The sequence below is a fragment of the Clostridium sp. D46t1_190503_E9 genome (assembly GCF_015555225.1).
Taxonomy (GTDB): domain Bacteria; phylum Bacillota; class Clostridia; order Clostridiales; family Clostridiaceae; genus Clostridium.
This window is the reverse complement of the sequence record NZ_JADNKB010000001.1, coordinates 83719-104086: the sequence shown is the minus strand read 5'-3', so window position 1 is coordinate 104086 and position 20368 is coordinate 83719. Positions and strand designations below refer to the sequence as shown.

The following is a 20368-nucleotide window of genomic DNA, read 5'->3' as shown; positions in this document are numbered from 1 at the left end:
ATATTTTGTTCTGCTATAAATGAAAATTTAAACTATATTGATTATTTGTATAATAGATATAGGAAGGGATTAGAAAACATAAATAACAATGAAAAAATTATTAAAGTAAATAAAAATATAAAAGAAGTTTTAAAAGATTTATTTAAATAAATCTAAAAAGTCTTAAGGATAATAGATCCCTTAAGACTTTTTCTATTATCTCAATAGAAAACAAGAAAAAACAGACAAAATTAATATCTATAAAATGTGCAAAGTAACAATTATATAAAAATAGCAATTTTGTTATACTTTTTGATGTTATTATACAAGAAATAACTAGTAATTTAATTTATAATATGATTGTAGGTAGAAAAATTAAATATTATATATGAATTCAATTTTGTTATTTTACTTTAAATTAAGAATATTAACTAAAAAATACAGTTAGATTTAATTATGTAAACTATTAATTGAAACATATATACTATAGAAAATATAATTATTTAGAATAGAGGGTGATTTAATGTTGGGTAAACTACTAGATTATGAAGTGAATAATAAAGAAATTATATTAAAGTATGAAAAAAATGAAGCTATTATAACAATTATTAATGATGGAGTTGTTAATTTTTTTGTTCCATTTTATAGAAAAGAAAGAAATTCTAAGGCCGTTGAAAATTTAAATTTAGAAAGTTCTAGCCTTTCAGTAGAAAAAATTAAAGATACTTTAAATATAGTAACAGAAAAATTAAAAATTGTTGTTAACGATGATTTTAAGATAGATATTTATGATAAAAATGAAAAGGTTTTATGTAGGGATTACAGAGGTGAAAGAAGTCCATTTAAAAGAAGAGGAAATGATCTTGAACTTGCAGCTGAAGAAGGACATAGTTTAAATGGACATCAAGATCTTAAGGTTTATGTAGCAAAGACAATGGAAGATGATATGTATTTCTACGGCTTAGGAGAAAGAACAGGATCTTTAAATAAGAAAGGGTATCATTATAGAAATTGGAATACTGATAATCCAAGTCCTCATGGAGAAACGTTTGAGCAATTATATAAATCAATACCATTTCTAATATCAATAAAAGATAAGGATGCATTTGGAATATTCTTTGACAATCATTTTGAAAGTCACTTTGATATGGGAAAAGAAAATTCAGAATACTATTATTTTGGCGCTGTAGAAGGTAACTTAGATTATTACTTCATGTATGGACCAGAAGTGAGAAACGTAGTAAATGAATATACAAAACTTACAGGAAAGACTCCGCTTCCACAATTATGGACATTAGGATATCAACAATGTAGATGGTCATATGCTCCAAAAGAAAGAGCATTAGAAATAGCAAAAGCTTTTAGAGATAAAGGCATTCCTTGTGATACTATTTATTTAGATATAGATTATATGGATGGCTTTAGGGTATTTACTTGGGACAATAAAAAATTTGAAAATCCAAAGGAATTTACGGATGAACTTAAGAATATGGGATTCAAAGTTGTTACAATTATAGATCCTGGTGTAAAAATAGATAAAAAGTATAATATATATGATGAAGGAATGAAAAATGACTATTTTGCAAAAGACAAAGATGGAATAGTATATAAAAATAAAGTTTGGCCAGGCGATTCAGTTTATCCAAACTTTATGAGTACAGATGTTAGAAAATGGTGGGCAAAAAATCAAAAAATTATGATGGATCTAGGTGTTTCAGGAATATGGAATGATATGAATGAACCAGCTAGTTTTAATGGACCATTACCAGATGATGTTGTTTTTAATGAAGATGGATTAGAAGTTACTCATAAAGAAATACATAATATATATGGACACATGATGAGTAAAGCTACTTATGAAGGATTAAAAGAAACTACAAATAAGAGACCTTTTGTAGTTACAAGAGCATGTTATGCTGGTACTCAAAAATACTCAACTATTTGGACTGGAGATAATCAAAGTACATGGGAACATTTAAGAATGTCTATTCCTATGTTAATGAATTTAGGTTTAAGTGGAATGAGTTTTTGTGGAACAGATGTTGGTGGCTTTGGACATGATTGTACTGGTGAGTTATTAAGTAGATGGGTACAAATAGGAGCATTTACACCATTATTTAGAAATCATTCAGCAATGGGAACTAGAGATCAAGAGCCATGGGCATTTGATAAAGAAACAGAGGCAATTAATAAGAAGTATATAAATCTTCGTTATAAGTTTCTTCCTTATCTATATGATTTAATGTGGAAGTGTGAAGATACTGGGGCACCAATTATTAGACCTCTTCTATTTGAATATCAAAGTGATAAAAATACTTATGAAGTAAATGACGAATTCCTTTGTGGAGATAGTATTTTAGTATCCCCAGTAGTTGAACAAGGTATGAGACAAAAACTTGTCTACTTACCAAAAGGAAGTACATGGATAGATTTTTGGACTGGTGAAAATTATAATGGAGGGCAGTATATAATAAAAGAATCTCCTTTGAATATTTGCCCTATATTTATAAAAGCAAATTCAATTATTCCAATGAGTATAGAACAAAATTATGTTGGTGAAAAAGAAAGTAATGAGTTAATTTTAAATATATATTTAAATGAGGATAAAAATGAGTTTAAATATATTCATTATAATGATGATGGGGAAAGTTTTGACTATAGAAATGGAATATATAATGAGTATGAAATAATTGTATCTAACAATGAAAGCATAGATATAAAATTTATAATAAAGAAGAATAATTATGTTAATAAGTATTCTAAAGTTAAGTTTATAATTAATAGTTTAAAATTAAATAAGAAAGTAACATTAAATGGTAAAGAAGTTAGTTTAAATAATAATTTTGTAGAAATGAATATATAAGAACTAAATGCTAGTAGACTTAGAAATATCTACTAGCATTTATTTAAGTATTTTTTTATTTATATATGATAGATATTCTATTATTTAACGAACTCAACTACATCTTCAAAAGCTCTTCTAGTTTTTGCTGTAGGATTTTCGTTTCTATATCCTAATGCTAACATACATGAAATGTTAAAGTGATTTGAATCCATAAGATTTCTACCATTTAATATTTTAGTAACAGCTTCAGCATCATATCCACCTATAGTACAAGAGTCAACTCCAATTAAAGCTGAAGTAGTTAACATTGTACCAAGTGCAATATATGCTTGTTCTCTAGAATAATGGTTTATTTCTTTTTCATTATTTTTAAATCTATTATCATTTACATCTTTTATCATCTTTAACATTATATCTGCAACTTCTTTTGGTAAATGTTTATCTTCATTAAATAACTTAGTTAAATATTCAGAATCTGCTTTCAAATCATTTGCAGTTCTATTTAAAAGTATTACTAAATGGCTACAAGAAGGAATTTGCTTTTTTCCACCTAAAGCAACAGTAGCTAATTCGTTTTTAAGTTCTTCATTAGATATAACTAAGAATTTCCAAGGTTCAATACCAATTGAACTTGGAGATAATCTACCACTTTCAAGAATTAAATTTAAGTCCTCATCCTTAATTTTTTTGTTTTTATCAAATTCTTTACAAGCAAATCTATTATTTAAAGCATTTAAAATTTCAGTATTGTTCATATTAAACTCTCCTTTATAAATTAATTGTTATAAACTTTACAATTTAAATCATAATATATAAACTAGTATAGTGAATAAGATATATGAAAACAAGTAGGCAAATTTTCTTTAGTTAGTTACAAAAAAGTAAGTAATGGAGGATAAATATGAGTAATTATATTGGGAAAAAGGAAATAAATGAAGAAGTTGTTAAATATGCTTTAGATATATTATCAGGCAAGTGGAAGCTAAAAATAATGATAGAAATTTGGAAAAATGAAAGCATACGTTTTAACCAGTTAGAAAAAAATATAGATGGTATATCTAGTTTAATGCTAACAAGGTGCCTTCGTGAGCTTGGTGAATATAAAATAGTAGAAAGAAAGCAATTTAACGAAATACCTCCACATGTAGAATACTCTTTAACAGATATTGGAAAATCTATTTGTCCAATAATACATTCATTAGAAGAGTGGGGAAATAAGGTTAATAGTGAAAGTAATAAAAAATAATGTATATCCATCGATGATATACATTATTTTTATTTTATACAATTTTTTAAAAACTATACTTTATTAGAGTTTTACTATATATACTATCTAATAAAATATATTAAAATATTTTTTATTATGGATACAGTTGACTTTTAAAATAAAAAGAGATAATATAAATACAAAAATATTAATTGTATAAAATTAAATTTTAAGCAATATGAAATAAATGGAGGAATAATAAATGAATTTTTACGATTTTAATGCTAAAGATATTGATGGAAAAGAAATAAACATGAGTGAATATAAAGGCAAAGTAGTTTTAGTAGTTAATACTGCAAGTAAATGTGGCTTTACTCCTCAATATGCAGATTTAGAAAAATTACACAAAGAATTTAATGAAAAAGGATTAGAAATCTTAGGATTCCCTTGTAATCAATTCTTAGAACAAGAACCTGGAAATAATAAAGAAGTTAAAAGTTTTTGTGAAATAAACTATGGGGTAACCTTTAAATTATTTGAAAAGATAGATGTAAGAGGACTTTCTGCACATCCAATATTTAAATTTTTATGTGAAAAAGAGTCTTTTAAAGGGTTTGATTTAACTAAACCTAATGGAAAATTATTAAATAGTATATTAAATGAAAAATTCCCAGAATATTTAATTGATGATTCAATAAAGTGGAATTTTACAAAATTCCTTATAGATACAGAAGGTAATGTTGTAGGAAGATTTGAACCAACAGTAGATCCTCTTGATATGATTGAAGATATAAGAAAATTACTATAATTAAAGGAGATAAATTCATGAGTTTTTATGATTATTCTGCAAAAAATATAGATGGAAAAGAAATAAATATGAGCGATTATAAGGGGAAAATAGTTTTAGTAGTTAACACAGCAAGTAAATGTGGCTTTACCCCTCAATTAAAAGATCTTGAAGAAATTTATAAAGATTATAAAGGTTTAGGAGTAGAAATACTAGGTTTTCCATGTAATCAATTCTTAAATCAAGAACCTGGAGATAATGAAGAAGTTAAAAACTTTTGTCAACTAAATTATGGAGTTACATTTAACATGTTTGAAAAAGTAGATGTGAATGGAAGCAATACTCATCCTATATATAAATATTTAAAAGAACAAGAAAAGGGACTCTTAACAAAAGATATTAAATGGAATTTTACTAAATTTCTAATTGATAAAGAGGGGAATGTTATAAAAAGATATTCACCAACAACATCTCCTTTAAAAATAAAAAATGATATAGAAAAGATATTATAAAATAAAACATCTATATAATAGATATTGACATAAAAGCTTTAAAAATGTAAAATCAATTTAATTTAATAAAATTGAATTTGATATTTATATTGTAGGTGAATAACAATGAATGATTATAATAATCTAAAGTTAGATAATCAAATATGCTTTTCTCTTTATGCTGTATCACGGGAGATAATAAAACTGTATAAACCAATATTAGATGAATTTAATCTTACATATACTCAATATATAGTTATGCTTGTATTGTGGGAAGAAAGAAAAGCAACTGTAAAACATCTTGGTAATAGGCTACATTTAGATTCTGGAACCTTAACACCATTACTAAAAAAGTTGGAAGGAATGGAGCTTATAACTAGATATAGAGATGAAAATGATGATAGGGTTGTAATAGCTGAATTAACTGAAAAAGGTTCTAGTCTTCAAGAAAAAGCAAAAGATATTCCAAGTAAGATGATGTGTAATATTAATATTTCAAAGGAAAAAGCTATTGATTTAAAAAAAAATCTAGATGAATTACTTAAAAGTTTAGAATAATTTTAAATAGAGTATGTTTAGTTTTTAATTAAATATACTCTATTTTTATATATAAACAAATTTATTGCATAAAACTTTATACTAGAGTACTATATTAGGTGTTTATTAAAAAAACGGAGTGATTAATAATGGAAGAAAGATTACAAAAATATATGGCAAGATGCGGTGTAGCATCAAGAAGAAAATGTGAAGAAATCATATTAAGTGGTAAGGTAAAAATAAATGATAAGATTATAAATGAGTTAGGAGTAAAAATTGATCCTTCTAAAGATAAAGTATTTTATAACGGGAAACGAATACTTCCTGAAGAAAATAAACTATACATAATGTTAAATAAGCCTGAAGGGTATATTACTTCTGTAAAAGATGAAAAAGGTAGAAAAACTATATTAGATTTAGTAAAAGTTAATGAAAGAATATATCCTATCGGAAGATTAGATTATGATAGTTCAGGATTAATTTTATTAACTAATGATGGTGATATATATAATAAAATAATACATCCAAGAGTTGAAGTTGAAAAGAAATACATTGCCTTATGCAAAGGTATGTTTTCTGATGATGAAATTAAAAAGTTTGAAAATGGAATTGATATAGGTGGATACATAACCGCTGATGCAGAAATTAGACTAATTGACACGGAAAAAGATAAAAAAACTAATACAATTAATTCTTTAGTTGAAATTATAATTCATGAAGGGAAAAATAGACAAATAAGAAAAATGTGTTCAGCATTAGGTCATGAAGTTATAACACTAAAAAGAGTAGCTATTGGAGATATAAAATTAGGTTATTTAAAAAGAGGTGAGTGGAGAAATTTAACTAAAGAAGAATTAAATTATATAAATTCATTATAGGGGGAAATATGTACAGATACGTAGGAAATATTAGTGATTTATCACATTACATAATAAAAGATTTTGTATTAAGTAAAAGAGTAGCTATAGATGCAACATTAGGTAACGGACATGATACAGATTTTTTATCTAGCATATTCGAAAAAGTTTATTCATTTGATATCCAAAAGCAAGCTTGTGATAACTATAAATTAAAAGAAATTGAGAATGTAGAAATTATAAATGATTCTCATCACTTATTAAAAAAATACATTGATGAAAATGTTGATTGCATAATGTATAATTTAGGATTTTTACCAGGAGGAGACAAAGAAATTACTACGTTGCATAATACTTCCTTAGAGAGTATTAAAGAAGGTCTTAATATTTTAAATAGTGGTGGAATAATGACTATATGTATATATAGAGGTCATTATGAAGGTAAAATAGAAGAAACTTGCATTTTAGAGTATTTAAAAAATTTACCTAAAAATAAGTTTGGAGTTATGGTTCAATCATACCTAAACAGAGAAAATATCTCGCCTTTACTTGTAGTTATAGAGAAAAAATAAAATTGACAACTTTACAATTTGTTATAAGTTTTTATAATGAATATATAATAAAATGAAATAATTATTGATGAATTATTCAAAAAATGATAATATATAAATATAAATTTATAAGTAAAAGTTGTTAAGTTTAACGAAAAGAAGGGATACAGATGGATAATAATCTTAATGAAAACTCAAAAGATTTGATGCGATTAATACAAGCGAGGTTCCCAAGGTTAAGTAAAGGCCAAAAGTTAATTGCAGAATATATCTTAAAAAATTATGATAAGGCTGCATTTATGACTGCAGCAAAATTAGGGGTCTCTGTTGGGGTTTCAGAGTCAACAGTAGTTAGATTTGCTAATGAATTAGGTTTTTCTGGCTATCCTAAGCTTCAAAAAGCATTACAAGAATTAATAAAGAATAAACTGACAACAGTTCAAAGATTGGAACTTTCTAATGATTATGTTAGTGAGGGATATGCTCTTAAAGGCGTACTTAAAGCAGATATGGAAAATATAAGAGCAACTCTTGAAAAGATAAATTATAACACATTTGAAGAAGTTGTTAATAAGATATTTGAAGCTAAGAGAATATATATTATAGGGCTTAGAAGTTCAACAGCTTTAGCTGAGTTTTTAGGTTTTTACTTAAATATTATTTTGCAAAATGTTAAGACAGTGGGCTATGGAATTTCTGATATATTTGAACAAATGATTAATGTGGAAGAAGGAGACTTGGTAATAGGAATAGGTTTTCCTAGATATGCTTCTAGAACTATAGATGCGCTTGCATTTGCACAAGATAGAGGGGCGGATGTTGTAGCAATTACAGATAGTCTTTTATCTCCATTAGCTTCTAAAGCTGATTATGCATTAATAGCTCAAAGTAATATGGCATCATTTGTTGATTCACTTGTAGCACCTTTATCTGTAATTAATGCATTAATAATTGCTGTAGGTATGAGGGAAAAGCAAAGTATTACAGATACATTTAACAACCTTGAGTTAATTTGGAAGGATTATAATGTATATTCTTATAACAATAGAAATGTTGGAGACGATTAATAATAAAAGTGTTAAGTTATGTTTATTAAACATTTCTTAGCACTTTTTAATTACTTGTTATATTGAATTAAAGATGTTAAGATGATATATTTATTATGACAAAATAATGCATTAGGAGGATTATAATGAAAAAAGTAATAGTTATAGGAGCAGGACCAGCAGGAATGATGGCAGCTATAACAGCATCTAAAAATAATAATGTTATCTTATTAGAAGGTAACGAAAAGTTGGGTAAAAAGTTATTCATTACAGGTAAAGGAAGATGTAATGTTACAAATATTAAGGATATATCAGAATTCTTTGATTATATACCAGGTAATCCTCATTTTTTATATAGTGCATTATATACATATACAAATGAAGATACAATTAATTTTTTTGAATCTCAAGGAATAAAATTAAAAGCAGAACGTGGAGGTCGCGTTTTTCCATTTTCAGATAAATCATCTGATATAATAAAAGGTTTATCAAATGAACTTCTTAAAAATAATGTTGAAGTAAAATTGAATAGTAAAGTCACTGATATAATTTTAAAAGAAGGTAAAATAGTATCTGTAAAAGTAAATAATGAGTATTTTATAAAAGCTGATTATTTTATTATTGCAACAGGTGGCGTTTCTTATCCATTAACAGGTTCTAAAGGAGATGGATTAAGATTTTCAAGAAAGCTAGGCCATAATATAACAGAATTAAAACCATCATTGGTTCCAATAGAGTTAACAAATGGCTGGGTTAAGGAGTTAACAGGATTAACTCTTAAAAATATAGAAATATCAATTTTTGATGAAAATGTAAAAAAACCTTTATATAAAGATCAAGGAGAAATGCTATTTACAAGCTACGGAGTATCAGGACCTCTTGTTCTTAAAGGATCAAGATACATAAAAAATCAAGGTAATTACAATATTAATTTAGATTTAAAGCCTGCTTTATCAAATGAAGAGCTAGATAAGAGGATTCAAAAGGATTTTAAAAAATTTATTAATAAAGATTTTAGAAATTCGCTAGATGAATTACTTCCTAAAAAACTTATACCAATTATTATTGGACTTTCTAAAATACCAGAAAATAAGAAAGTAAATGAAATAACAAAAGAAGAAAGAAGAAATCTTGTGAATTTAATAAAGGAAATCAAATTGAAAATAAAGGGGCTCAGACCTATAGAAGAAGCAATAGTAACATCGGGTGGAGTAGATACTTTGGAAATTGATCCTTCTACTATGAGATCTAAGATAATATCTAATTTATCATTTGCAGGGGAAGTTATAGATGTTGATGCTTTTACTGGAGGATATAATGTTCAAATTGCATTATCAACAGGATTTTTAGCTGGAAGCAATATATAAAATTACTTGTTAAAAATAGATAATAATAATATAATTTATATGAAAATGTTTTTCAAATACGAAAGGTGGAATATTATTTTGAGAATATCAGTTGCTATAGATGGACCAGCAGGAGCTGGAAAAAGTACAATCGCTAAATTAGTTGCCAAAGAATTTAACTTAATGTACATAAATACAGGAGCGATGTATAGAGCTGTAGCTTTAGTTGCAAGAGAAAATAATATAAAAGATACAGATATTGAAGGTTTATGTGATTTAATTGATACACTTGAAATGAAATTTGAAAATGATGATTTGATTTTAAATGGAGTTAATGTTCAAGAACAAATAACAATGCCAGAAATAAGTGCAATAGTATCTAAATATGCGTCTATCCAAGAGGTAAGATCAAGATTAGTTAAATTACAAAGAGATATGTCAAATAAATTTGATGTTATAATGGATGGGAGAGATATTGGTACAGTGGTACTAAAAGATTCTAAATTTAAATTCTTTTTAACTGCAACACCAGAAGCTAGAGCAGAAAGAAGATATAAAGAATTAAAAGATAGAGGTTTAACTGTTGATTACTCAAATATACTTGAAGATATAATAAAAAGAGATTATATGGATAGTAATAGAGAAGTTGATCCTTTAAGAAAAGCAGATGATGCTATTGAAATTGATACAACAGGATTATCAATTTCAGAAGTAACAGAAAAAATATGCGTAAATATAAAAAATAATATTTAATAAAAATATTATAGTCTAAACATTTAAAATTATAATATACTTAAAATATAATATGTAATTAAACTTAGGAGAATTAATATGAGTAAAGTGGTATTAGCTGAAAGTGCTGGATTTTGCTTTGGAGTACAAAGAGCCGTAGAAGAAGCACTTAAAGTAAAAAAACAATATGATAAAAAGATATATACATTAGGGCCATTAATACATAATAATGATGTAGTTAGATATTTAGAAAAAAATGATATATATTCAATTGACTTTAGTGAAATTGACAAGTTAGAAAAGGGAGATGTAATAGTAATTAGATCTCATGGAGTAACAAAACAAGTTGTAAATACTTTAGAAGAAAAAGGTCTAGTAGTAGTAAACGCAACATGTCCATATGTAACTAATATTCATAAGAAGGTTAATAAATATTCAGATTTAGGATATAATATTGTTATATTAGGCGATGACAAGCATCCAGAGGTTATTGGAATAAATGGATGGTGTAATGATAGTGCTATAATAACAAAAGATGGTAGTTTCGAAGAAGAACTTCCTAAAAAGATTTGTGTTGTATCACAAACTACTGAAAAGGAAGAAACATGGAAAAAAACATTAAACAATTTATCTTCTAATTCTAAGGAATTATTAGCATTTAACACAATTTGTTCTGCTACAGAAGTAAGACAAAAAAGTGCTAATGAATTATCTCAAAATGTAGATACTATGATTGTAATTGGAGGAAGAAATAGTTCTAATACGACTAAACTTTATCAAATAGCAAAATCTAATTGTCCAAATACAATTCATGTTGAAAATGCTAAAGAACTTACTAAAGAGTTTATAGAAGAAAATAAGGGTAAAGTTGTTGGGGTTACTGCTGGTGCATCTACTCCTGACTGGATAATAAAAGAAGTAATTGATATTATGGAGGGAAAGATTAATATGGAAGATCAATTAAAGCTAATGGAAGAAATGGATAGAAGATTTAGAATTGGAGACGAAATAAAAGGTGAAATTTTATCCATTGGAAGAGAAGAACTAGTTATTTCTCTTATTGGATATAAATCAGATGGAGTTATTCCATTTAAAGAACTTACTTCTGAAGCAAATTTAGAATCATATCTTTCTTCAGTAAAAGTTGGAGATGAAATAACAGCAAAGGTTATAAAGCTTAAAAATGAAGATGGTAATGTGGTACTTTCAAGATTAGAATATGAAAAGAAAGCTACATTAAGTGAACTTGAGAACTTATTTAATAATAAAGAAGTATTTTCAGTTGTAATAAAAGACGCAAAAGAAAAAGGTGTAATAGGATATTATAAGGGTGTTAGAATATTTATACCAGCATCTCAAGTTGATATAAGATTTTCAAACGATAGAAGTAATTTAATAGGCCAAGAATTAGAAGTAAGACTAATAGACTTTTCATTAGAAAATCCTTCAAAGATAGTTGCATCAAGAAGAGTTATATTAGAAGAAGAGAAAAAGGTAAAAGAAGATGCTGCATGGGAAAATATAAATGTTGGTGATGTTGTAAAAGCTGAAATTAAGAGATTTACAAACTTTGGAGCATTTGCAGATATAAATGGAGTAGATGGATTAATACATTTATCTCAAATATCATGGAGTCATGTAAAGTCAGCAGAAAGTGTTCTTAAAAAAGGACAAATAGTTGATGTTAAGATAATAGAAGCAGATAGAGAAAATAATAGACTTTCTCTTAGCATAAAAGCATTAACTCCAGAACCATGGAGCAATATAGAAGAAAAATATCCAGAAGGTTCTGCAGTTCTAGGAAAAGTAGTAAGAATTAGTGATTTTGGTGCTTTTGTTGAATTAGAACCAGGAGTAGATGGATTAGTTCATATTTCTAAAATAACTCATGATAGAATCAATAATCCTGGAGATGTTTTAAAAATTGGAGACGAAGTAAAAGCAATAATTCTTTCAGTAGACGCAGAAAATAAAAAAATAGCATTAAGTATAAAGGATGCTGAATAAGTAATATATATATTAAGACACACATATAATTTTATGTGTGTCTTTTAGATTTTAATATTTATTATCTTGACCAGAATATTATGGAAGAAGTATACTAATTTATATAGAGAATAAAAGGGGTTTACAATAATGTTAGAGAAATTGACATTAAATAATATGGAATCTTTTAAAGGACTTTATTCTAAAAGTATGCAACATGAAAATTATGATAAAGATTTCTTTAAGTGCTATAATAATCAAAATTTCTTAATAAAATTTTTATATAGAAAATTTATGAGAATTATAAAATTGAATAATACTGATATCGGATATATATGGTACGAAACACCAATAGATAAATATATTAGAATTTGGGCATTATATATAGATTCAAATTATATAAATCTAATAAACAAATCTACATTATCTTATTTTGATAATAATACACTTTCTTATGAAGCAATAGATAATATAGAAAACTCAGTTATTTTAGAAAAATTAGGGTTTAAAAAATTTAAATATACTTCATTAATGGAAATGAATATAGAGGACTATAATAATACTGAGAGAATTTATGAAGTCTATAATAAAATGACCAAGAAATTAAACTGGAAGAAGAATATTAATTCTAGCACCTTATTTTCCACAAGAAAATTACTAGTAGGAAAAGATGAGGAGCTAAGGTGTAATATTCAAAATGAAATATTTGGCGAATGGAATAGAAGACCATTAACTGTAGAAGATATATATAACGATATGACACAAGACTATTTTCTAAAAGACTTATGTATATTTGGAATGATTAATAACTCATATATTGGGTATGGTCAAATAATATTTAATAGAGAAATGTTTACAATAGTTAATTTTGGTATAGTTAATGACTTTAGAGGGATTGGTTTAGGAAAATTATTATTGCATGAAATAATCTTATATGCTAAAAAGTCAGGGATTAAAGATTTAGCTATTAGAGTAGATTGTAATAACATAAATGCTATAAATTTATATAAATGGATAGGATTTAAGGAAAAATATAAAATAGTTATTTGGGAAAGAGAATGATATCAATAAATAAAAACTGGATCATTATATAAGCTAATAATCCAGTTTTTATTTTTGTCTTAAAGATTCATAATATACTATTAATAAATTAATTAATAAAATCTTGACATTTTACTCTTAGCTAATAGTGTAGACTCTCCTGTTTTTTCCCATTTTTCAACTTGATTAATAGCTTCTTCAGGCGCTTTTCCCAAACCAACAAGTACACCTGATAAGATAAATTCTTGATATAAATGTTCAGGATTTATACCTTCTTTTGATTCCATTAAAGCACGATCAACTAATGGGGTAATATATTTAACCCAGTCGTCTGGAGTAAATTTAGATGTATCCTGTTGAAGAGAATCCCTACTTTTTGATGACTTATTAGTATTATTTAATGAAAATAAATAGTTATATTTTGAAGCATGTTTTAATTCATCCATAATAATATCAAATAACATATCTTTATATGCTCCAATTGGAAGTGCTCTTCTAATTGCTTTATATTTATCTACAGCTTTTAATTCACCAAACAAAGCTGTTCTTATTCCATCTATAAAAAATGATGGTTTTTTTAAGTTTTCTTCATTCATCGTATTAATTTCATTACCAGTAAAGTCTTTATAAATTTTTCTGAAAAGTTGATTATGCTTACGTTCATCATTTCTAATTGACTCAATTATTTCTTTCTCTTCTTTTGTAGGAGCTAAACTAATTAAAAAGTCATAAAACAACTCATCTTCTCTTTCGCCTTGAACAGCTTTTCTTATTTCATCAAGAGCTAAAGATAATTGCGGATGAGGTTTTTGATTATTTTGTAATTCATCCATAAATATTAATAATCCTCCTACGATTAAATATGTTTTATATATTATATTAATATGAGATAAAATGGATATACTTAATGCTTATTATTTTTAAAATTATTATTAAAAAATAAATTAAAATATAGTGAATAAATATTTAATAATAATAAATATTTAGCTATTTAAAAATAATTAAATATTTATTATAATGTTATTGGGGAAAATATATTTCTAAAAAGGAGAATACTTATGAAAGAAGAAATTAAAGAATTAAAATATTACATAGAGACATGGGGATGCCAAATGAATGAAGAAGATTCGGAAAAGCTATCAGGTATGCTTAAAAGTGTAGGATACACTAAAACTGAATCAATAGAGGAAGCTGGCATAATAATATATAATACTTGCTGCGTAAGAGAAAATGCAGAAAATAAGGTTTTTGGTAATTTAGGAGAATTAAAGCACTTAAAAAAGAAAAATCCAGATTTAATAGTTGCAGTATGTGGTTGTATGATGCAACAAGAAGGAATGGCAGATAAAATACTTCAAAAGTTCCCTCATGTTAACATAATATTCGGGACACATAATGCATATAAATTCCCAGAATATTTAAACAGAGTTAGAACAGAAGGTGTTCAAGTTAAAGAAATATTTAATAAAGAATCTGAAATAGTGGAAGGCCTTCCAATAGATAGAGAAAGTGATGTAAAAGCATTTGTTACTATAATGTATGGTTGTAACAATTTCTGCACTTATTGTGTAGTTCCTTATGTTAGAGGGAGAGAAAGAAGTAGAAAATCTGAAGATATAATAAATGAAATAAAAGATTTAGTATCAAAAGGATATAAAGAAATAACTCTTTTAGGCCAAAATGTTAATTCTTACGGAAAAGGGCTAGAAGAAGACATAGACTTTGCTAAGCTTTTAAGAAAAATTAATGAAGTTGATGGATTAGAAAGAGTTAGATTTATGACATCTCATCCTAAGGATTTAAATAAAGATGTTATTTTAGCAATAAAAGAATGTGATAAGTTATGTGAACAAATTCACTTACCAGTACAAAGTGGTTCTGATAGAATTCTTAAGAAGATGAATAGACATTATACTAAAGAATACTATTTAGAATTAATAGATATGATAAAGAGAGAAATACCTGATGTATCATTAACAACTGATATTATCGTTGGTTTCCCAGGAGAAACAGAAGAAGATTTCTTAGATACATTAGATTTAGTTGAAAGAGTTGGATATGATTCAGCGTTTACATTTATATATTCAAGAAGAAATAATACACCTGCTGATATGATGTTAAATCAAGTACCAGATGCTGATAAACATAATAGATTTGATAGACTTATTAAAGTTGTTAATGAAGGTGTTATAAAGAGTAATAAGGTTTATGAAGGGAAAACAGTAGAGGTATTAGTTGAAGGCCCTAGTAAGAATGATGAAACTAAGTTAACTGGAAGAACAAGAAATGGAAAGTTAGTTAACTTCTCAGGTGAAAATGTTAAGGCTGGAGATTTAGTAAATGTTAAGATAGTTAGAGCACAACCATTTTCTCTTATTGGAGAAGTTGAATAATTAGAAATATTAATGTCAAAGAAGTTATGTATTTGCACATAACTTCTTTTTTATTTTATTGAAATAAATTTAAATTTATTTTCATATAATACCAAGAATAATGATTTAGAAAGTGGAGATTATATGAGGGTAAAAAAATCTTTTTTCAATTTAATATTTTGGATTGGACTAGCCATACTATTTAATATATACATATATTTTTCAATGGGAGCTAAACCTGCTATAGAGTTTTTAGGTGGCTATATAATAGAAATGTCTCTTAGCTTAGATAATTTATTTCTATTTTTAATGGTCTTTTCGACTTTTAACATCTCATTAGAGTATCAAGAAAGAGTACTAAAGTATGGAATAATTGGGGCAATGATATTGAGGCTCATTTTTATATTACTTGGTATAGGAATTATAAATAAATTTCATTTTATAGTATATATATTTGGAATAATTTTAATGTTCAGCGGTCTTAAAATGATATTTCATGATGATAATAATATAGATTTTAATAAAAATCCAGTTATTAAGATATTTAAAAAAATTATGCCTGTACATGACAAATTAGCAGGTCATAATTTCTTTATAAGAATAAATAGAAAGCTTTATGCAACTCCTTTATTTATAATTTTAATAATAATAGAAAGTTCAGATGTATTATTTGCTTTAGATTCGATACCAGCTATTTTTTCGATAACTCAAGATCCATTTATAGTTTATACATCTAATATTTTTGCTATAATATGTTTGAGAAGTATGTATTATATACTTAATAGATTAAATAGTATGTTTAAATTTATGAAATATGGGGTAGCTCTTATATTAATGTTTACTGGAATAAAATTGCTAGTTTTATATTTTAATATAGAGATATCTGTATCTATATCAATTTTAATAATATTAATAATTCTATTATGTAGTATTTTATTTTCACTTATTTTTTCTAATGATAATGAAAATAAAAATTTGAGAATTAGGTAATTAATAAAATTATATAGTATTTAATGATAAAATGTATTGAATTATTTTACTTTTATTATTATAATAATAAAAAACATATAAGAAAGATAATGATAAGGAAGAGTAGTTTAACTAAGCATTAAAGAGAGCTAAAGAATGGTGAAAGTTTAGTATGATATGTTAAATGAAGCAGCCTTTGAATCTCGTATTGAAAAATAAGAATACAAATTCTTAATTAGGTATTGACGTTGTTCTCACGTTATAGAGAATTGAATATTTTATATATTCAAGTTGAGTGAGTAAATTAAATTTTACTTATTAGGGTGGTACCGCGGAAGCTATATCCTTCGTCCCTTGTTTTAGGGATGGAGGGTTTATTTTTTTATATGGAGGTAGTTAAAATGGATGAAATTTTAGAAGTCTTAGAAAAAAATAGTAGGTACAGTGATGAAGAAATTGCTTTAATGACTGGTAAAACTGTTGAAGAAGTTAGAAAAGTTATAATGGATTATGAAGAAAAAAACATAATTGCAGGATACACAACTCTTATTAATTGGGAAAATACAGGTAAGGAAACAGTAACAGCTTTAATTGAAGTAAAAATTACTCCACAAAGAGGTGTGGGATTTGATAAAGTAGCAGAAAGAATATATAAATTTAAACAAGTTAAGGCTTGTTACTTAATGTCTTCAGGTGGTTTTGATTTAACTGTAATTGTAGAAGGTAAAACAATGAAAGAAGTTGCTTTATTTGTTTCAGAAAAACTTGCAGTTCAAGAATATGTAACAGGTACTGCTACACACTTTGTATTAAAAAAATATAAAGATCATGGAACTATATTCAAAGAAAGAAAAACAGAAGATAGGGAGGCTATTTTTATATGATTTTAGAAAATATGATATTAGATAATGTTAGGAATATGCCTCCCTCAGGCATAAGAAAATATTTTGATTTAATAAATGAAATGGATGATGTTATATCATTAGGAGTAGGTGAACCTGACTTTGTTACTCCTTGGAATGTTATAGAAGCAGGAATTTATTCATTAGAAAAAGGACAAACTCATTACTCATCTAATTCTGGGTTTGTTGAGCTAAGAGAAGAAATATCAAAGTATTTAAATAGAAGATTTAATTTAAAATATAATGCAACAGATGAGATATTAGTAACAGTTGGTGGAAGTGAAGGAATAGATTTAGCATTGAGAGCTCTTGTTGGGCCAGGAGATGAAGTTATAATTCCAGAGCCTAGCTTTGTTGCTTATAAAGGATGTGCAACATTTTGTGGAGCTACTCCTAAAATAATAAACTTAAGGGCAGAAGATGAATTTAAACTTACAGCTAAGCTTTTAGAAGATGCTATTACTCCTAAAACAAAGGTTGTAATAATTCCATTTCCTAATAATCCAACTGGAGCTATTATGACAAAAGAAGAGTTAAAAGAAATTGTTGATGTTTTAAAGGACAAGGATATTATAATTTTATCTGATGAAATTTATGCCGAATTATCTTATGATAAAGATCATTTTTCAATTGCTAGTTTTAGTGAAGTAAGAGATAAAACTTTAGTTATAAATGGATTCTCAAAAGCTTATGCAATGACTGGATGGAGATTAGGATATGTTTGTGGGCATAAAGTATTAATTGAAGCTTTAAAAAAGATACATCAATATGCAATAATGTGTTCTCCAACAACTGCACAATATGCTGCAATTGAAGCTCTAAAAAACGGTGATGATAGTGTAAGAGAAATGGCTAGAGAATATAATAGAAGAAGACGAATCCTTGTTGAAGGATTTAGGAAAATGGGACTGGAATGTTTTGAACCAATGGGAGCTTTATATGTCTTTCCTTGTATTAAGTCAACTGGAATGAGCTCAGATGAATTTTGTGAAAAGCTATTGATGGAAGAAAAAGTTCTTGCTGTACCAGGTAATGCTTTTGGCGAATGTGGAGAAGGTTTTATCAGAGCATGTTACGCCTCTTCAACTGAAGATTTAATAGAAGCAGTGAAAAGAATAAAGAGTTTTGTTCAAAGAATTTCATAACATATTTTACTATAATGTTAAAGAAATTATATAGATAATGAATGATTATTATGAAAAATTAAAAAATTCAAATAATTTTCATAAAAATAGTTGCAAAATTAAAAAAATAATAATATAATGGTAAAAAATAACTTTGAACAATGGCGTTCAATAGAAGTCTTACAGAAGTCTTTCTATTGTGCGCTTTTTTTTATAAAAGATTTTAAGGGGGAATGCTTTATGGCAAAATATTCAAAAGAGGATATAAAAAAATTAGTAGAAGAAAATGGGGTTAAATTTATAAGATTGCAATTTACTGATATATTTGGGTCTCTTAAAAATGTAGCAATTACTGATAGGCAATTAGAAAAAGCTTTAAATAATGAAATTATGTTTGATGGGTCTTCTATATCTGGATTTGTTAGAATAGAAGAATCAGATATGTATTTAAGACCAAACTTAGATAGTTTTGTAATTTTTCCATGGAGACCACAACAAGGTAAAGTTGCAAGATTAATATGCGATGTATATAGACCGGACGGAACACCATTTGAAGGAGATCCAAGAAATATATTAAAGAAAGTTTTAAAAGAAGCTGCTGATTTAGGTTATTCTATGAATGTTGGACCTGAGTGTGAATTTTTCTTATTAGATACTGATGAATATGGAAATCCAAAATTAAAAACTCAAGATGATGCAGGATATTTCGATTTAAGTCCTTTAGATTCAGGTGAAAATGTTAGAAGAGATATAAGCTTAGTTTTAGAAGATATGGGATTTGAAATAGAGGCATCACATCATGAAGTTGCAGCTGGTCAAAATGAAATAGATTTTAAATATGAAGATGCACTTACAACTGCAGACAATATCATGACATTTAAGTTAGTAGTAAAAACAATTGCCCAAAGACATGGTGTACATGCTACCTTTATGCCAAAACCTTTCTTTGGAATAAATGGATCAGGAATGCATGTTAATATGTCATTAAATAAAGATGGGAAAAATGCTTTTGTTGATGAAAATGATGAATTAGGATTAAGTAAAACAGCATATAGTTTTATAGCAGGATTAATAAAGAACATTAAAGGTATATCTGCAATAACTAATCCATTAGTAAATTCATATAAAAGATTAGTTCCTGGATATGAAGCTCCTGTTTATATTGCTTGGTCAGCAAAGAATAGAAGTCCTTTAATAAGAGTTCCTGCTTCAAGAGGAAATGGAACTAGAATTGAGCTTAGATGTCCAGATCCAAGTGCAAATCCGTATTTAGTACTAGCTTGCCTTTTAGCTGCTGGACTTGATGGTATAAAGAATAATTTAGTTCCACCTGAAAGAGTAGAGAAAAATATATTCAAAATGACTTTAGAAGAAAGAGATCTAGATGGAATTGATAGCTTACCAGGTAGCTTAGAAGAAGCAATTAAGTATATGGAAGAAAGTGAATTAGTAAAAGAAACTTTGGGTGATCATACATTTAATAATTATATAAAGGCTAAAAAGAATGAATGGGATGATTATAGAAGTAAAGTTCATAAATGGGAGCTAGATAACTATTTGAAACAATATTAAATTTACTTGTAAGGGAGCAATGTA

At 26.5% G+C, this 20368-nt stretch carries 19 protein-coding genes and 1 other annotated feature; of the genes, 17 read left to right on the top strand and 2 right to left on the bottom strand.

Features of this window, described 5'->3' with window-relative positions; genetic code table 11:
• Positions 1–502 precede the first annotated feature (502 nt).
• Complete coding sequence (locus I2E83_RS00465) at positions 503–2842, top strand: glycoside hydrolase family 31 protein (RefSeq protein WP_195428191.1); 2340 nt, start codon at positions 503–505, stop codon at positions 2840–2842.
• Between the two features lie 80 nt (positions 2843–2922).
• Here the strand turns inward: I2E83_RS00465 and I2E83_RS00460 are convergent, their stop codons facing one another.
• Entirely contained in the window at positions 2923–3579 is a 657-nt protein-coding gene (locus I2E83_RS00460) for an NAD(P)H-dependent oxidoreductase (RefSeq protein WP_195263100.1), read from the bottom strand.
• A 146-nt stretch (positions 3580–3725) separates the two neighbouring features.
• Here I2E83_RS00460 and I2E83_RS00455 point away from each other — a divergent pair, with 146 nt between their 5' ends.
• From I2E83_RS00455 to I2E83_RS00405, 11 genes are all read left to right on the top strand, one after another.
• The gene (locus I2E83_RS00455; RefSeq protein ID WP_195263101.1) at positions 3726–4070 is read left to right on the top strand and encodes a helix-turn-helix domain-containing protein; all 345 of its coding nucleotides are present in this window, start codon (positions 3726–3728) and stop codon (positions 4068–4070) included.
• Between the two features lie 223 nt (positions 4071–4293).
• Positions 4294–4839 (top strand): glutathione peroxidase, encoded by a 546-nt coding sequence (locus I2E83_RS00450; protein ID WP_195263102.1) that lies wholly within the window; start codon positions 4294–4296, stop codon positions 4837–4839.
• Between the two features lie 17 nt (positions 4840–4856).
• Complete coding sequence (locus tag I2E83_RS00445) at positions 4857–5330, top strand: glutathione peroxidase (protein ID WP_195263103.1); 474 nt, start codon at positions 4857–4859, stop codon at positions 5328–5330.
• A 105-nt stretch (positions 5331–5435) separates the two neighbouring features.
• On the top strand, positions 5436–5867 hold the full coding sequence (locus I2E83_RS00440) for a MarR family transcriptional regulator (protein ID WP_195263104.1): 432 nt from the start codon (positions 5436–5438) through the stop codon (positions 5865–5867).
• Between the two features lie 128 nt (positions 5868–5995).
• Positions 5996–6724, top strand: a complete 729-nt coding sequence (locus I2E83_RS00435) for a pseudouridine synthase (protein WP_195428189.1) — start codon at positions 5996–5998, stop codon at positions 6722–6724.
• An 8-nt stretch (positions 6725–6732) separates the two neighbouring features.
• On the top strand, positions 6733–7275 hold the full coding sequence (locus tag I2E83_RS00430; RefSeq protein ID WP_195428187.1) for a class I SAM-dependent methyltransferase: 543 nt from the start codon (positions 6733–6735) through the stop codon (positions 7273–7275).
• Positions 7276–7424: 149 nt separating this feature from the next.
• The gene (locus I2E83_RS00425) at positions 7425–8321 is read left to right on the top strand and encodes a MurR/RpiR family transcriptional regulator (protein WP_195263107.1); all 897 of its coding nucleotides are present in this window, start codon (positions 7425–7427) and stop codon (positions 8319–8321) included.
• A gap of 125 nt (positions 8322–8446) precedes the next feature.
• Positions 8447–9667: an NAD(P)/FAD-dependent oxidoreductase gene (locus tag I2E83_RS00420; protein ID WP_195428185.1), complete on the top strand. Its 1221-nt coding sequence runs from the start codon at positions 8447–8449 to the stop codon at positions 9665–9667.
• A gap of 78 nt (positions 9668–9745) precedes the next feature.
• Entirely contained in the window at positions 9746–10399 is a 654-nt protein-coding gene (gene cmk / locus I2E83_RS00415) for a (d)CMP kinase (protein ID WP_195428184.1), read from the top strand.
• 78 nt (positions 10400–10477) lie between these two features.
• Positions 10478–12385 (top strand): bifunctional 4-hydroxy-3-methylbut-2-enyl diphosphate reductase/30S ribosomal protein S1, encoded by a 1908-nt coding sequence (locus tag I2E83_RS00410; RefSeq protein WP_195428182.1) that lies wholly within the window; start codon positions 10478–10480, stop codon positions 12383–12385.
• A 129-nt stretch (positions 12386–12514) separates the two neighbouring features.
• Positions 12515–13426, top strand: coding sequence for a GNAT family N-acetyltransferase (locus I2E83_RS00405; RefSeq protein WP_195263111.1), 912 nt, complete (start codon positions 12515–12517; stop codon positions 13424–13426).
• A 92-nt stretch (positions 13427–13518) separates the two neighbouring features.
• Here I2E83_RS00405 and I2E83_RS00400 read toward each other — a convergent pair whose 3' ends face one another.
• Positions 13519–14238, bottom strand: a complete 720-nt coding sequence (locus I2E83_RS00400) for a ferritin-like domain-containing protein (RefSeq protein WP_195428179.1) — start codon at positions 14236–14238, stop codon at positions 13519–13521.
• Between the two features lie 225 nt (positions 14239–14463).
• Here I2E83_RS00400 and miaB point away from each other — a divergent pair, with 225 nt between their 5' ends.
• The 5 genes from miaB to glnA all read left to right on the top strand — a co-directional run bounded on the left by miaB (position 14464) and on the right by glnA (position 20344).
• Entirely contained in the window at positions 14464–15798 is a 1335-nt protein-coding gene (miaB, locus tag I2E83_RS00395) for a tRNA (N6-isopentenyl adenosine(37)-C2)-methylthiotransferase MiaB (protein ID WP_195428177.1), read from the top strand.
• A gap of 123 nt (positions 15799–15921) precedes the next feature.
• Complete coding sequence (locus tag I2E83_RS00390) at positions 15922–16767, top strand: TerC/Alx family metal homeostasis membrane protein (protein ID WP_195428175.1); 846 nt, start codon at positions 15922–15924, stop codon at positions 16765–16767.
• A gap of 80 nt (positions 16768–16847) precedes the next feature.
• Positions 16848–17104: a binding site (T-box leader), on the top strand.
• Positions 17105–17147: 43 nt separating this feature from the next.
• The gene (locus tag I2E83_RS00385) at positions 17148–17630 is read left to right on the top strand and encodes an Lrp/AsnC family transcriptional regulator (RefSeq protein WP_195263115.1); all 483 of its coding nucleotides are present in this window, start codon (positions 17148–17150) and stop codon (positions 17628–17630) included.
• Positions 17627–18793 (top strand): aminotransferase class I/II-fold pyridoxal phosphate-dependent enzyme, encoded by a 1167-nt coding sequence (locus tag I2E83_RS00380; protein ID WP_195263116.1) that lies wholly within the window; start codon positions 17627–17629, stop codon positions 18791–18793. Before I2E83_RS00385 ends, I2E83_RS00380 begins: the two co-directional genes overlap by 4 nt.
• Before the next feature lie 219 nt (positions 18794–19012).
• A complete protein-coding gene (glnA, locus tag I2E83_RS00375; RefSeq protein WP_195428173.1) occupies positions 19013–20344 on the top strand; it encodes a type I glutamate--ammonia ligase in 1332 nt (443 codons plus the stop codon).
• Positions 20345–20368: the final 24 nt, after the last annotated feature.

What these genes read in the sequence shown, in the direction of transcription:
- I2E83_RS00465 (WP_195428191.1), top strand. Translation starts at nt 503, where the DNA reads ATGTTGGGTAAACTACTAGATTATGAAGTGAATAATAAAGAAATTATA.
- I2E83_RS00460 (WP_195263100.1), bottom strand. Translation starts at nt 3,579, where the DNA reads ATGAACAATACTGAAATTTTAAATGCTTTAAATAATAGATTTGCTTGT.
- I2E83_RS00455 (WP_195263101.1), top strand. Translation starts at nt 3,726, where the DNA reads ATGAGTAATTATATTGGGAAAAAGGAAATAAATGAAGAAGTTGTTAAA.
- I2E83_RS00450 (WP_195263102.1), top strand. Translation starts at nt 4,294, where the DNA reads ATGAATTTTTACGATTTTAATGCTAAAGATATTGATGGAAAAGAAATA.
- I2E83_RS00445 (WP_195263103.1), top strand. Translation starts at nt 4,857, where the DNA reads ATGAGTTTTTATGATTATTCTGCAAAAAATATAGATGGAAAAGAAATA.
- I2E83_RS00440 (WP_195263104.1), top strand. Translation starts at nt 5,436, where the DNA reads ATGAATGATTATAATAATCTAAAGTTAGATAATCAAATATGCTTTTCT.
- I2E83_RS00435 (WP_195428189.1), top strand. Translation starts at nt 5,996, where the DNA reads ATGGAAGAAAGATTACAAAAATATATGGCAAGATGCGGTGTAGCATCA.
- I2E83_RS00430 (WP_195428187.1), top strand. Translation starts at nt 6,733, where the DNA reads ATGTACAGATACGTAGGAAATATTAGTGATTTATCACATTACATAATA.
- I2E83_RS00425 (WP_195263107.1), top strand. Translation starts at nt 7,425, where the DNA reads ATGGATAATAATCTTAATGAAAACTCAAAAGATTTGATGCGATTAATA.
- I2E83_RS00420 (WP_195428185.1), top strand. Translation starts at nt 8,447, where the DNA reads ATGAAAAAAGTAATAGTTATAGGAGCAGGACCAGCAGGAATGATGGCA.
- I2E83_RS00410 (WP_195428182.1), top strand. Translation starts at nt 10,478, where the DNA reads ATGAGTAAAGTGGTATTAGCTGAAAGTGCTGGATTTTGCTTTGGAGTA.
- I2E83_RS00405 (WP_195263111.1), top strand. Translation starts at nt 12,515, where the DNA reads ATGTTAGAGAAATTGACATTAAATAATATGGAATCTTTTAAAGGACTT.
- I2E83_RS00400 (WP_195428179.1), bottom strand. Translation starts at nt 14,238, where the DNA reads ATGGATGAATTACAAAATAATCAAAAACCTCATCCGCAATTATCTTTA.
- miaB (WP_195428177.1), top strand. Translation starts at nt 14,464, where the DNA reads ATGAAAGAAGAAATTAAAGAATTAAAATATTACATAGAGACATGGGGA.
- I2E83_RS00390 (WP_195428175.1), top strand. Translation starts at nt 15,922, where the DNA reads ATGAGGGTAAAAAAATCTTTTTTCAATTTAATATTTTGGATTGGACTA.
- I2E83_RS00385 (WP_195263115.1), top strand. Translation starts at nt 17,148, where the DNA reads ATGGATGAAATTTTAGAAGTCTTAGAAAAAAATAGTAGGTACAGTGAT.
- I2E83_RS00380 (WP_195263116.1), top strand. Translation starts at nt 17,627, where the DNA reads ATGATTTTAGAAAATATGATATTAGATAATGTTAGGAATATGCCTCCC.
- glnA (WP_195428173.1), top strand. Translation starts at nt 19,013, where the DNA reads ATGGCAAAATATTCAAAAGAGGATATAAAAAAATTAGTAGAAGAAAAT.